A 13412-nucleotide genomic window follows, 5' to 3' on the forward strand; every position below is an offset into this window, starting at 1 on the left:
GTATGAGCCCCAGCCCTTCCTCCGCCGCCTCCTCCTCCGCCTCGAAGGACGTACCGCCGCCGCTGCCCGAACCGCTCCGGGTGGCGGTGGCCGATTCGCACACCCACCTCGACATGCAGTCCGGCACGGTCGAGGAGGGCCTCGCGAAGGCCGCCTCCGTGGGCGTGACCACCGTCGTCCAGGTCGGCTGCGACGTGAAGGGCTCCCGCTGGGCCGCCGAGACGGCCGCCGCGTACGCGAACGTCCACGCGGCCGTGGCCCTGCACCCGAACGAAGCCCCCCGGATCGTCCACGGCGACCCGGACGGCTGGTCCCGCCAGGGCGCCCGGCCCGGCGGCGGCGAGGCGGCCCTGGACGAGGCACTCGCCGAGATCGAGGCCCTCGCCGCGCTGGACCACGTCAAGGCCGTCGGGGAGACCGGCCTCGACCACTTCCGCACAGGCCCCGAGGGCATGGCCGCCCAGGAGCGTTCCTTCCGGGCCCACATCGAGATCGCGAAGCGCCGGGGCAAGGCCCTGGTCATCCACGACCGCGAGGCCCACGCCGACGTGCTGCGCATCCTGCGCGAGGAGGGCGCGCCCGAGCGGACGGTCTTCCACTGCTACTCGGGGGACGCCGAGATGGCCCGCGAGTGCGCGGCCGCCGGCTACTACATGTCGTTCGCCGGGACGGTCACCTTCAAGAACGCCCACCCGCTGCGCGAGGCCCTCGCGGTGGCCCCGCTGGAGCTGGTGCTGGTGGAGACCGACGCCCCCTACCTCACCCCGGCGCCGTACCGCGGACGGCCCAACGCCCCGTACCTCATTCCACTGACGGTACGGGCGATGGCGGCGGTCCGCGGCCTCGACGAGGACGCCATGGCGACGGCCCTGGCCGCCAACACGGCCCGCGCGTTCGGGTACTGACCGCCCGTCCGCCCCCCGCGCGAACGCCCGTTCGTCCGACACGCTGGGTAGTCGAACGGCTTTGAAGCGTGATGCCCGCTCCGGCTAGGGTGCCCTGCCCGAACCAGCAGGGGCCGGACCAGTGGAGCGAGCGACGTGAGCGAAACACAGGGCAGTCACCGCCGTGTCTCCTGGCCGGAGGCGGAACCGGACCCCGGCCCGGGCGCGGCCGCCGGCCCCGCCACCGACGCCGCTCCACGCTCCGGCCCGGCCCCCGAGTACGACCCTGACCCCGACGGCCCCGCCCCCGACGGAGGCGTCCCCGGCCCCAGGGCCGAAGGCCGCAGGGCGGCCCGCCGCCGGGCCTCCGCACCCGCCTCCGCACCCGCGTCCGCCCCGGCCCCCGCCGCCGACGCGGCCCGGCGCCCCACCGGCCGGCGCCGGGCCGCCGACCCCGCGCCGCCCCCCGCGCCGCCCGTCCCGGACACGGACGCCCCGTACGCCGGCCGGGCGGCCGGCAGACGCCGGGCCGCACCCCCGGAACCCGGCGGACGCCGGCGGGCGGTCCCGGCCCAGGGCGGCCCGGCCGGCCCCGGACAGAGCGGCGCGGGCGGCGCGGGTGGCACGGGCGGCGCGGGCGGACAGCGCGCCGCCGGCCGCGGCCGCCGCAACGCGGCCGCCCGCGACAGCTGGCGCCGCATCGTCCCCCAGGCGCTGGTCGTCGCCTTCCTCGCGGGCGGCACCACGGCCTTCGTCGCCGCCGACAAGGCGGTCCGGCTCACCGTCGACGGAGTGCCCCGCACCCTCCACACCTTCGCCGGGAGCGTCGACGCCCTCCTCGCCGCCGAAGGCCTCGGCGTGGGCCCGCACGACCTCGTCGCCCCCGCCCGCGGCTCCGCCCTCGACGACGGCGAGGAGATCGTCGTCCGCTACGGCCGCCCCGTGCGGCTGACCCTCGACGGCCGGACCCGCCAGGTGTGGACCACCGCCCGCACCGTCGAAGCCGCCCTGCGCCAGCTCGACGTCCGCGTCGAAGGCGCCTTCCTCACCCTGCCCCGCACCGCCGCCGTCCCGCGCTCCGGCCTCACCCTCGGCGTGCGCACGGAACGCGGCGTCACCTTCATGGCCGACGGCCGCGAACGCACCATCCGCACGAACGCCGCCACCATCCAGGAGGCCCTGGACCAGGCTGGCATCACCCTCCACGGCCAGGACACCACCTCCGTGCCGCCCGGCGAGTTCCCCCGCGACGGCCAGACGGTCACCGTGCTGCGCATCACCGGCACCCGAGAGGTCCGCGAGGAGCGCATCCCCTACACGACCGAGCGGGTCGAGGACGCCTCCCTGTTCGCCGGGACCGAGGTCGTCGAGCGGGCCGGGCGGCCCGGCGCGCGCCGGGTCACCTACGGCCTGCGCACCGTCAACGGGGTCCGCCAGCAGCCCCGCAAGATCGCCGAGGAGGTCGTCCGCGAGCCCGTCCACCAGCTCGTCAAGGTCGGCACGAAACCGCTGCCGACCTCGGTCTCCGGCGCCGACAACCTCAACTGGGCCGCGCTGGCCCACTGCGAGTCCGGCGGCCGGGCCTCCGCCACCGACCCCTCCGGCACCTACGGCGGCCTCTACCAGTTCGACGTACGCACCTGGCAGGGCCTCGGCGGCAGCGGCCGCCCGCAGGACGCCTCCGGATCCGAGCAGACGTACCGGGCGAAGAAGCTCTACGTGCAGCGGGGGGCGAGCCCGTGGCCGCACTGCGGGCGCAGGCTCATGTCGTGAACGGGCTCATGCCGTGAACGCCGTGCGGTGTCCGGTTCCCCCCGGCCGATCTGAGACGCTGTACCGGTGAGCACCGCAGAGCAGCAGCAGCCCGACGAAACCCCTTCTGACGCCCTCCTCGGGCCGGCCGACATCCGGGAACTGGCCGCCGTACTCGGCGTACGCCCGACGAAGCAGAAGGGCCAGAACTTCGTCATCGACGCCAACACCGTCCGCCGCATCGTGCGCACCGCGGCGGTGCGCCCGGACGACGTCGTCGTCGAGGTCGGTCCGGGTCTCGGCTCGCTGACGCTCGCCCTGCTGGAGGCCGCCGACCGGGTCGTCGCCGTCGAGATCGACGACATCCTGGCCGCCGCGCTGCCCGCCACCATCGAGGCGCGGATGCCCGCGAAGAAGGACCGCTTCGCGCTGGTCCACTCCGACGCCATGCTGGTGACGGAACTGCCCGGCCCGGCGCCGACCGCGCTCGTCGCGAACCTGCCCTACAACGTGGCCGTCCCCGTGCTGCTGACCATGCTGGACCGCTTCCCGACCATCGAGCGGACCCTCGTCATGGTCCAGGCGGAGGTCGCCGACCGGCTCGCCGCCGAACCCGGGAACAAGGTCTACGGCGTCCCCTCCGTCAAGGCCAACTGGTACGCGCACGTCAAGCGCGCCGGATCCATCGGCCGCAAGGTGTTCTGGCCCGCCCCGAACGTCGACTCCGGACTCGTCTCCCTCGTGCGGCGCACCGAGCCGGTCAAGACCACCGCCTCGAAGGCCGAGGTGTTCGCCGTCGTCGACGCCGCCTTCGCGCAGCGCCGCAAGACCCTGCGCGCCGCGCTGGCCGGCTGGGCCGGTTCGGCCGCGGGCGCCGAGGCGGCCCTCGTCGCCGCCGGAGTCTCCCCGCAGGCGCGCGGCGAGTCCCTCACGGTGGAGGAGTTCGCCGCGATCGCCGAGCACAAGCCCGTCGCGGAGAGGCCCGCGCTGTGAGCGTGACCGTACGGGTCCCCGCGAAGGTCAACGTCCAGCTCGGGGTGGGCGCCGCCCGCCCTGACGGCTTCCACCCCCTCGCGACGGTCTTCCTCGCCGTCTCCCTCTTCGACGAGGTCACGGCCACCCCCGCCGCGGAACTGACCGTCACCTGCGAGGGACCGGACGCCGGCCAGGTGCCCCTGGACCGCACCAACCTGGCAGCCCGGGCCGCCGAGCTCCTCGCCGCCCGTGCCGGGATCGAGCCCGCCGTCCACCTCCACATCGCGAAGAACATCCCGGTCGCGGGCGGCATGGCGGGCGGCAGCGCGGACGGCGCGGCCGCCCTGCTGGCCTGCGACACCCTGTGGGGGCTCGGCACCCCGCGCGCCGAACTCCTCGACATCTGCGCCGAGCTCGGCAGCGACGTCCCCTTCAGCCTGGTCGGCGGCGCGGCCCTCGGCACCGGCCGGGGCGAGCTGCTCACCCCGGTCGACGCGGGCTCCTTCCACTGGGTGTTCGCGGTGGCCGACGGGGGCCTGTCCACCCCGGCCGTGTTCCGCGAGTTCGACCGGCTGACCGCGGGCACCTCCGTCCCCGAACCGGAAGCCTCCCCGGAACTCCTCGAGGCCCTCGCCTCCGGCGACCCGGACCGGCTCGCGCCCGCCCTGTCGAACGGCCTCCAGGCCGCCTCGCTGTCGCTGCGCCCGCGGCTGGCCGACACCTTCGCGGCGGGCATCGGCGCCGGGGCGCTGGCCGCGCTGGTCTCCGGCTCCGGCCCGACCACGGCCTTCCTGGTCCGGGACGAGGAAGGCGCCGCCAAGGTCGCCGCCGCACTGGAGGCCTCCGGCACCTGCCGCACCACCCGTACCGCGTCGAGCCCCGTCCCCGGCGCCACGGTGCTGCCGGCCTGACCCCGCCCGGCGGCCGGGCGGCGGCGGTACCCAGCGCGATCTGAGTATCCGTACCCTGTCGCCGCGGCAGCCCGGCCACGACCGTGGGGGACATGACAGTCACCGCACGCGACATGGCCGCCGCGACCCCCGCGAGCCGCGACCGGTACGTGGACCTGCTCCGGGTCGCCTCGCTCGGCACGGTCGTGCTCGGCCACTGGCTGATGGCGGCCGTCGCCGGAGACGGCATAGGGAACCTGCTCGCCCTCGTCCCCCCGCTCCAGGTGCTCACCTGGGGGCTCCAGATCATGCCGGTGTTCTTCTTCGTCGGCGGGTTCGCGCACGCCCTCTCGTACCGCTCGCTCGCCCGCAAGGCCGACGGACCCGTCTACGCCGCCTTCCTGCGGGCCCGCCTCCAGCGGCTGCTGCGGCCCACCCTCGTCTTCGTCCTGGTGTGGGCCGCCCTCGCACTGGCCGTCCAGCTCGCGGGACTGGACGGCGGACGGCTGACCGGCGCCGCCCTGCGGGTGGTCACGCAGCCGCTGTGGTTCATCGGGATCTACCTCGCGATGGTCGCCTTCACCCCGCCCCTGCTCACCCTGCACGAACGCCACGGCTGGGCCGCCTTCGCCGCGCTCGCCGGGGCGGCCGCGCTGGTCGACGTCCTGCGCTTCGCGCTCGGGGTCCCGTACGTGGAGTTCCTGAACTTCGCCTTCGTGTGGCTGGCCGTGCACCAGCTCGGCTTCCTGCGCGCCGACGGGCGCCTCACCCGGCCGGCGGTCCTGGCCGCCGCCGGGCTCGCCGGGGCCGTCCTGCTCGTCGCGGCCGGACCGTACCCGCTGTCCATGGTCGGGATGCCCGGGGAAAAGGTGTCGAACATGGCCCCGCCCACCCTCGCCCTGCTGTGCCACGGCCTGTGGCTCGTCGGCGCCGTCCAGCTGTGCGCGGGCCCCGCCACGGCCTGGCTGGAGCGGCCCCGCGTCTGGCGGCGGGTCGTCGCCGCCAACGGCATCGCCATGACCGCGTTCCTGTGGCACCTCACCGCCATGCTCGGCGTGTACGCGGCCCAGCTCGCCCTCGGCCTCGCCCTCCCCGAGCCGGCCACCGCCGCCTGGTGGGCCCAGGTCCCGCCGCGGATCCTCCTCGCGGCCCTGGTCACCGCCCTGCTGGTCGCCTGCTTCCGCCGCTTCGAAGCGCCCGCCCCCGCGTCCGCCCCCGCCGCGCGGGCCCCCGGCAGCGGGCCCGCCGCCGCCCTCGGCATCACCCTGTGCCTCCTCGGGATCCTCGGCCTCTCCATGACCGGCCTCGGCGGCATCCTGGAGGGCCACAGCGCCACCCTGATCGCCCTGCCCCTGACCGCACCCGCCGCCATCGGCATGGCTCTGGCGGGCGCCCTGCTGGTGGATCGGTCGGTGTCGCTCCGGAGCGTTAGGCTGAGGGGCTGATCCACACCCCTTCCCTGGAGCGCGTCTGATGGCCGTCAATCTGGTCAATGTCGAGGCAGTCAGCAAGGTGTACGGCACCCGTACCCTGCTCGACGGCATCTCCCTCGGCGTGTCCGAGGGGGACCGGATCGGTGTCGTGGGCCGCAACGGCGACGGCAAGACCACCCTCATCCGGATGCTCGCGAAGCTGGAGGAACCCGACACCGGCCGGGTCACCCAGAACAGCGGCCTGCGCATGGGCGTCCTCACCCAGCACGATTCGCTCGACCCCTCCGCCACGATCCGGCACGAGATCATCCGCGACATGGCCGACCACGAGTGGGCCGGCAACGCCAAGATCCGCGACGTGCTCACCGGCCTCTTCGGCGGACTCGACCTGCCCGGCTTCGGCCAGGGCCTCGACACCGTCATCGGCCCGCTGTCCGGCGGCGAGCGCCGCCGCATCGCCCTCGCCAAGCTGCTCATCGCCGACCAGGACCTCCTCGTCCTCGACGAGCCCACCAACCACCTCGACGTCGAGGGCATCTCCTGGCTGGCCAAGCACCTCCAGGAACGCCGCTCCGCGCTCGTCTGCGTCACCCACGACCGCTGGTTCCTCGACCAGGTCTGCACCCGCATGTGGGACGTGCAGCGCGGCGACGTCCACGAGTACGAGGGCGGCTACAGCGACTACGTCTTCGCCCGCGCCGAGCGCGACCGCATCGCCGCGACCGAGGAGTCCAAGCGGCAGAACCTGATGCGCAAGGAGCTGGCCTGGCTGCGCCGCGGCGCCCCCGCCCGGACCTCCAAGCCGCGCTACCGCATCGAGGCCGCCAACGAGCTCATCGCCGACGTGCCGCCGCCGCGCGACACCTCCGAGCTGATGAAGTTCGCCAACGCCCGCCTCGGCAAGACGGTCTTCGACCTGGAGGACGTCACCGTCCAGGCCGGCCCCAAGACCCTGCTCAAGCACCTCACCTGGCACCTGGGCCCCGGCGACCGCGTCGGCCTCGTCGGCGTCAACGGCGCCGGCAAGACCTCCCTGCTGCGCGCCCTCGCCGAGGCCGCCCGCACGCAGGGCGACGTCCAGCCCGCGGCCGGCACGGTCGTCGTCGGCAAGACCGTCAAGCTGGCCTACCTGTCCCAGGAGGTGGGCGAGCTCGACCCCTCGCTGCGCGTCCTGGAAGCCGTCCAGCGGGTCCGTGACCGCGTCGACCTCGGCAAGGGCCGCGAGATGACGGCGGGCCAGCTGTGCGAGCAGTTCGGCTTCACCAAGGAGAAGCAGTGGACCCCCGTCGGGGACCTCTCCGGCGGTGAGCGGCGCCGGCTCCAGATCCTGCGGCTGCTGATGGACGAGCCCAACGTCCTCTTCCTCGACGAGCCCACCAACGACCTCGACATCGAGACCCTGACCCAGCTGGAGGACCTCCTCGACGGCTGGCCCGGCTCCATGATCGTGATCTCCCACGACCGGTTCTTCATCGAGCGCACCACCGACACGGTGATGGCGCTCCTGGGGGACGCCTCCCTGCGGATGCTGCCGCGCGGCCTCGACGAGTACCTGGAGCGCCGGCAGCGGATGATCGAGGCGGCCGCCCCGGCGGCCCCGGCGCCGGCCGCGAAGTCGTCCGCCTCGGGGGACTCGCGCGCCGCGAAGAAGGAGCTTCAGAAGATCGAGCGGCAGCTCAACAAGATGTCCGACCGCGAGTCGAACCTGCACGCGCAGATCGCCGAGAACTCCACCGACTACGACAAGGTCGCCAAGCTCGACGCCGAGCTCCGGGAACTGATCTCGGAGCGGGACGACTTGGAGATGCGCTGGCTGGAACTGGCCGAAGAAGCGTGAGTCCGGACACTTTTGAGCGCCGTCCGGTCGGATAACGGCCGAGTCACGGGCCGGTCCTCCCTTGGGAACAGGGGTCGGACCGGCCCGTCGCATGTCGGCCACGAGTGATAGAAAGGGTCGTTCTACCGACCGCTTGACCGCCTGACGCCGAAGGTATGCGCTGATGACCGAGCCGCCCCAGCCGCCGAACCAGCCGCCGCCGCCGTCCGGTTACGGACACTTGCCCGGCCCTCCCCAGCAGGGGTACGGATTCCCGCCACAGGGCGCCAACCCGTACGCCCAGCAGCAGCCGCCGACCGTTCCGCAGCCCGTGCAGCAGGGCGGCTACGGGTTCCCGCCCCCGCCGCAGGGCATGCCCCCCGTCCCGACGCCGCCCGGCCGGCGCAAGCCGGCCGCGCTGATCGCGGCCGCCGTCGCCGGCGTGCTCGTACTGGGCGCCGGCGGCTGGTTCCTCCTCGCGGGGGACGACGGCAAGGCGCCCAAGGAACCCGTCGCGCAGAGCCCCGCCCCCTCCGGCGAACCCTCCCCCTCGGCCTCCGTGGACAAGGGCGACGGCAAGGGCGCCGGCGTCTCGTACCCGACCGACCTCAACTCCGGCCGCAAGCCCGGCGAGGACAAGGCGCTCTGGCTCAAGACCGCCAAGATGGAGGGCCCCGCCGTCGGGATCCCGACCGCCGGGCAGTGGGTGGTCGGCGACGCCGTCGTCAAGACCGTCGACAAGTCCGTCGTGGCCTACGCGGTGGCCGACGGCAAGGAAAAGTGGAAGCTCGACCTCGGCACGAAGATCTGCGGACTCACGGGTCAGACCACCCCCGACGGCAAGACCGTCATGGTCGTCAAGAACGCCGACGACTCCAACTGCAACCAGATGAAGCTGATCGACCTCAAGGGCGGCAAGGAGGTCTGGACCAAGGAAGTCGTCATGGACGGTTTCTTCAAGTCCGCCGTCGACACCACGGTCACCCTCACCGGGGACACCTTCGCCCTCGGCTGGATGGGCGGCCTCAGTGCCCACCGCCTGAGCACCGGCGACAAGCTCTTCTCCGACGCCGGCCCCGAGGGCTGCAAGCCCACGGACTACGCCGCCGGCAACGGCAAGATGATCGCCGTGGCCATGTGCCAGGACGCCGACAAGACCGTCGAGATCCAGGACGCCGACCCGAACACCGGCAAGAAGACCTGGTCCTACAAGCTCCCCAAGGGCTTCCAGGTCAAGGCCGTCTACTCGGTCAGCCCGACCGTCATCGACGCCCAGAACCGCGAGACCAAGCAGCGCGGCATCCTCGTCATCGACGACAAGGGACAGAAGCGCAACTCGCTCTCCGGCGACGGCAACTTCACGATCAACTGCGGCGGCAGCAGCACCAGCGAGGGCCTCCAGCACTGCGGGAACTCCGTCGTCGACGGCGACACCGTCTACCTGGGCACCGGCGCGGAACTGGACACCGCGAGCGCCGAGATCGTCGCCTTCGACCTCAACACCGGCAAGACCAAGTGGCGCACCAAGGCCGGCGACAAGCAGACCTTCGTCCCGCTGAAGGCCGCCAACGGCCAGCTGACCGCCTACCGCAGGGGCGCCCTCGACGAGCCCGGCGAGATCGTGTCGCTCCCGGCCGGCAGCGGCACGCCCAAGGTGCTCCTGAAGCTGCCCTCGGGCCCCGCCGCGAAGATCGAGGGCTCCTTCATGTTCTCCCAGACCGCCTACGAGGACGGACGCTTCTTCCTCTCCGTCACCAGGCTGGCCGGCGAGGGCAAGGAAGAGAAGCTCCTGATGGCCTTCGGCAAGTGAACGAGTCCACCGAGCCGCCCACCGAGAGGCAACAGCACTCCATGAGTACCCCGCCGCCCCCGCAGCAGCCCCCGTCGGGAGGCTTCGGCGCGCCCACGCCGCCGCCCCCTTCGGCCCCGCCGACCGTTCCCCAGCCGCCGGCCCAGCCGCCGACCCAGCCGGCCGGATACGGCTACCCCCAGCAGCAGCCCGGCTACGGCTACCCGCCGCAGCCGAGCACCGTCGTCCAGGCCCCGGCCCAGCGCCCGGCGGGCGGCGGCAACGACAAGCGCACCCAGCTGATGATCGTCGGCGCCGCCCTGCTGGCGATGGTCATGATCATCGGCGGCGGCTTCTGGTACGTCTCCGGCGACGGGGACGGCGGCCAGACCGTCGCCGAGGGCGACCCCACCGGCTCGGCCGACCCCAAGGCCCCCGCGGCCCCGGGCGGAACCGAGAAGGCCCCGTCCAACCCCAAGTCGAAGACCCTCGTCAACGTCCCGAGCCCGGCGCCCGCCGAGGTCGTCTCCGTCGACGGCTCCTGGCTCACCGACTCCACCTACGTCAAGTCCGACGTGGCGAAGGTCGTCGGCTACAACCTGGTCGACGGCGGCAAGAAGTGGGAGCTCCCGCTCCCCGCCCAGATCTGCGGCGCGACCAAGCACGTCACCGACAACAAGTCGGCCATCCTCTTCCAGGAGGCCATGCCGACCGAGGACAAGAAGTACCCGCAGTGCACCCAGGTCGGCGTCATCGACCTGAACACCGGCAAGCTCGTGTGGTCCGCCACCGCCAAGTCCGCCACCGGCGGCGACAAGCCGGTCAGCTTCAACGAGGTCTCCATCAGCGGCCAGACCGTCGCCGCCGGCGGCCTCAGCGGCGGCGCCGCCTGGAGCCTGGCCGACGGCAAGTCCCTGTGGACGCCCAAGGTCGACGGCGAGGGCTGCTACGACCTCGGCTACGCGGGCGGCGAGGCCCTCGCGGTCCTGCGCAAGTGCGGCCGGATCCCCAACCAGACCCTCTACGCGCAGATCCTCGACCCCGTCAGCGGCGCCCCGAAGTCCTCGTACAAGCTGTCCCCGGGCATCGAGTGGGCCGGCATCATCTCCACGAAGCCGCTCATCGTCGCCGCCGACGTCGGCGACACGGCCAAGAACGCCACCGGCGTCAGCGACCTCTTCGTCGTCGACGACGCGGGCCAGCTCAAGAGCCGCATCCCGCTCGCCACCGGCAACTACGCCCCCGAGTGCCCCGCCACCGAGGTCGAGCAGTGCTCGAAGATGGTCGTCGGCAACGGCAAGGTCTACCTCCCGACCTACGAGCACCAGGGCTCGGGATCCTCCGTCGGCCGCACCAACGAGCTCGTCTCCTTCGACCTGGAGACCGGCAAGGCCACCACCGACCGGGCCGACGCGGGCGAGAGCTACACCATCACCCCGCTGCGCATGGACGGCTCGAACGTCATCGCCTACAAGTCGCCCCCGTACAACAAGGGCGGCCAGATCGTCAGCATCGACAGCAAGACCATGAAGGAAACCCTCCTCATGGAGAACCCGCCGGAGAAGACGGGCCAGCGCGCCGAGGGCCAGTTCTCGGCGGACCACTCCGAGTTCCGCTACCACAACGGCAAGTTCTTCATCTCGCGCACGATGGTCCGCAAGCCGTACTCGGACAAGGCCGACCCCGAGTTCCTCTTCGTCTCCTTCACCGCGAGCTGACCGCGGGCCGGCCGCGCGCCGACCGCGGCCGACCGCGAACGGTCCCACCCCGAAGCCCCCGGAAGGTCCGCCCTTCCGGGGGCTTCTGCGCGGTAACCGGCACGCCCCGTCGAACAAGCGTGTAGCTTGCCGGGTCAGAAGGATCTGGGGTGGGAGCCTTGAATGGGCGTACGGGTCATGGTGGTCGACGAGCACCGGCTGCTGGCCGAGGCGCTCGCCTCGGCACTGAAACTGCGCGGGCACCGGGTGCTCGCGGCGGCCGCGCCGACGGCCGGAGCCGCCGAACTGGTCATCAGCCGCGCCCCGGAAGTCTGTCTGTTCGGCACCGCCACCCCCGCCGACCCCGGGATCTTCGAACCCGTCGCCCGGATCAAGCGGGAGCGCCCGCAGATCGCCGTCGTCGTCCTGGGCCCGGTGCCCAGCCCGCGCGGGATCGCCGCGGCCTTCGCCGCCGGGGCCTCGGGCTACGTACGCCACGACGAGCGCATCGAGGGCGTGGAACGGGCCCTGGCCAAGGCCCGGGCGGGTGAGGTGGCGATCGCCCCCCAACTGTTGCAGGGGGCCTTCGCCGAGCTGCTCAACCCCGCCGCCCAGCCCGACGACGAGGGCAGCCGGCTGCTGCGGATGCTCACCCCGCGCGAGGTGGAGGTGCTGGTCCGGGTCGCCGAGGGCGAGGACACCCGGCTCATCGCCGCCGGGATGGCGATCGCGCCGAGCACGGCCCGCACCCACGTCCAGCGGGTGCTGATGAAGCTGGGCGTGGGTTCGCGGCTGGAGGCGGCCGCCCTGGCCGCGCGCACCGGCCTGCTGGACCGGGCCGTGCTGCCCGCCCGTCCGCAGCCGGCCGCGGAATGAGTCGCGCGGCTCCGGCGATTTCCCCGGAGCCGCGGAATCCGGTAAGCCAGTCACCAGCACGCGCGTACGCGTGCGTCCGCGAGCAGTAGGAGTGCGAGTGAGCAAGTACCTGGTCACCGGCGGCGCCGGATACGTGGGCAGCGTCGTCGCCGCCCGTCTCCTGGAGACCGGCCACGAGGTCACCGTCCTCGACAACTTCTCCACCGGCTTCGGCGAGGGAGTCCCCGCGGGCGCCACCGTGATCGACGGCCGGATCCAGGACGCCGCCGAGCACCTGGACCCCTCCTACGACGCGGTGCTGCACTTCGCGGCCTCCTCGCAGGTCGGCGAGTCCGTCGTGAACCCCGGCAAGTACTGGGACAACAACGTCGGCGGCACCCTCGCCCTGCTCGACGCGATGCGCGGCGCCGGGGTCCGCAGGCTCATCTTCTCCTCCACCGCCGCGACCTACGGCGAGCCGGCCGACGGCCCGCTCACCGAGGACTCGGTCACCGCGCCGACCAACCCCTACGGCGCCTCCAAGCTGGCCGTCGACCACATGATCGCGGGGGAGTGCGTGGCGCACGGCCTCGCGGCGGTCTCGCTGCGCTACTTCAACGTGGCGGGCGCCTACCGCGAGTTCGGTGAGCGGCACGATCCCGAGACCCACCTGATCCCGCTGGTCCTCCAGGTCGCCCTGGGGGAGCGCGCCTCCATCTCGGTGTTCGGCGAGGACTACCCGACCCCGGACGGCACCTGCGTACGGGACTACATCCACGTCGCCGACCTGGCGGAGGCGCACCTGTCGGCGCTGGAGGCGGCGGCCGAGGGCGAGCACCTGGTCTGCAACCTCGGCAACGGCAGCGGCTTCTCGGTCCGCGAGGTGATCGAGACCGTCCGCAAGGTCACCGGCCGGGACATCCCGGAGACCGTCGCCGCCCGCCGCCCCGGTGACCCGGCGGTACTGGTCGCCTCCGCGCGCGCGGCGCACGAGCGCCTCGGCTGGACCCCGACCCGCTCGGACCTGACCACCATCGTCACCGACGCCTGGAACTTCGCCCGCGGGCAGCGTTCCTGACCCCGGCCCACCCCGGCCCGCCCTGCCCCGGCCCGCCCCGCGCGCCGCAGGTCCGCGGCCGTCCCCCGCGCCCCTCGCACCCGACCGGTGCGGGGGGCGTGCGCGTGTGCGGCGGGCGCGGTGCGCGGGCGCTCTGCGCGGGCGCCCAGCGTGCGTACGCCGGGTGAAAGCCCCCTCGTGCAACTGCCCATGGCACACTCCGGCCCCGATTGCTCCGTCCGGACCCTCAGGGCCATCGAAAAC

10 protein-coding genes are annotated in these 13412 nt (G+C 73.4%); all 10 read left to right on the top strand.

Going from position 1 to position 13412, the window contains the following annotated elements:
- Positions 1–2: 2 nt before the first annotated feature.
- The 10 genes from AC07B0_RS21545 to galE all read left to right on the top strand — a co-directional run bounded on the left by AC07B0_RS21545 (position 3) and on the right by galE (position 13169).
- Positions 3–905 (top strand): TatD family hydrolase, encoded by a 903-nt coding sequence (locus tag AC07B0_RS21545; RefSeq protein ID WP_478898725.1) that lies wholly within the window; start codon positions 3–5, stop codon positions 903–905.
- A gap of 135 nt (positions 906–1040) precedes the next feature.
- Positions 1041–2657 (top strand): ubiquitin-like domain-containing protein, encoded by a 1617-nt coding sequence (locus AC07B0_RS21550; protein WP_478898726.1) that lies wholly within the window; start codon positions 1041–1043, stop codon positions 2655–2657.
- Between the two features lie 66 nt (positions 2658–2723).
- Positions 2724–3629, top strand: a complete 906-nt coding sequence (gene rsmA, locus AC07B0_RS21555) for a 16S rRNA (adenine(1518)-N(6)/adenine(1519)-N(6))-dimethyltransferase RsmA (protein ID WP_356872082.1) — start codon at positions 2724–2726, stop codon at positions 3627–3629.
- On the top strand, positions 3626–4522 hold the full coding sequence (locus AC07B0_RS21560; RefSeq protein ID WP_478898727.1) for a 4-(cytidine 5'-diphospho)-2-C-methyl-D-erythritol kinase: 897 nt from the start codon (positions 3626–3628) through the stop codon (positions 4520–4522). The genes rsmA and AC07B0_RS21560 overlap by 4 nt, the downstream gene beginning before the upstream one ends.
- Positions 4523–4614: 92 nt before the next feature.
- Positions 4615–5946 (top strand): acyltransferase family protein, encoded by a 1332-nt coding sequence (locus AC07B0_RS21565; protein ID WP_478898728.1) that lies wholly within the window; start codon positions 4615–4617, stop codon positions 5944–5946.
- Between the two features lie 28 nt (positions 5947–5974).
- Positions 5975–7771 (top strand): ABC-F family ATP-binding cassette domain-containing protein, encoded by a 1797-nt coding sequence (locus AC07B0_RS21570; protein ID WP_356872076.1) that lies wholly within the window; start codon positions 5975–5977, stop codon positions 7769–7771.
- Positions 7772–7934: 163 nt separating this feature from the next.
- Entirely contained in the window at positions 7935–9560 is a 1626-nt protein-coding gene (locus AC07B0_RS21575) for an outer membrane protein assembly factor BamB family protein (RefSeq protein WP_478898729.1), read from the top strand.
- The gene (locus tag AC07B0_RS21580; RefSeq protein WP_469380435.1) at positions 9557–11257 is read left to right on the top strand and encodes an outer membrane protein assembly factor BamB family protein; all 1701 of its coding nucleotides are present in this window, start codon (positions 9557–9559) and stop codon (positions 11255–11257) included. Before AC07B0_RS21575 ends, AC07B0_RS21580 begins: the two co-directional genes overlap by 4 nt.
- 162 nt (positions 11258–11419) lie before the next feature.
- Positions 11420–12112, top strand: a complete 693-nt coding sequence (locus tag AC07B0_RS21585) for a response regulator transcription factor (protein WP_356872070.1) — start codon at positions 11420–11422, stop codon at positions 12110–12112.
- 97 nt (positions 12113–12209) lie between these two features.
- Positions 12210–13169: a UDP-glucose 4-epimerase GalE gene (galE, locus tag AC07B0_RS21590; protein WP_356872068.1), complete on the top strand. Its 960-nt coding sequence runs from the start codon at positions 12210–12212 to the stop codon at positions 13167–13169.
- The last annotated feature ends 243 nt before the right edge of the window (positions 13170–13412 follow it).

Source organism: Streptomyces sp. NPDC044704, assembly GCF_056433525.1.

Bases quoted from the DNA above. Each gene is read 5' to 3' on its own strand.
- AC07B0_RS21585 (WP_356872070.1), top strand. From the start codon at position 11,420: ATGGGCGTACGGGTCATGGTGGTCGACGAGCACCGGCTGCTGGCCGAG.
- AC07B0_RS21575 (WP_478898729.1), top strand. From the start codon at position 7,935: ATGACCGAGCCGCCCCAGCCGCCGAACCAGCCGCCGCCGCCGTCCGGT.
- AC07B0_RS21545 (WP_478898725.1), top strand. From the start codon at position 3: ATGAGCCCCAGCCCTTCCTCCGCCGCCTCCTCCTCCGCCTCGAAGGAC.
- AC07B0_RS21565 (WP_478898728.1), top strand. From the start codon at position 4,615: ATGACAGTCACCGCACGCGACATGGCCGCCGCGACCCCCGCGAGCCGC.
- AC07B0_RS21570 (WP_356872076.1), top strand. From the start codon at position 5,975: ATGGCCGTCAATCTGGTCAATGTCGAGGCAGTCAGCAAGGTGTACGGC.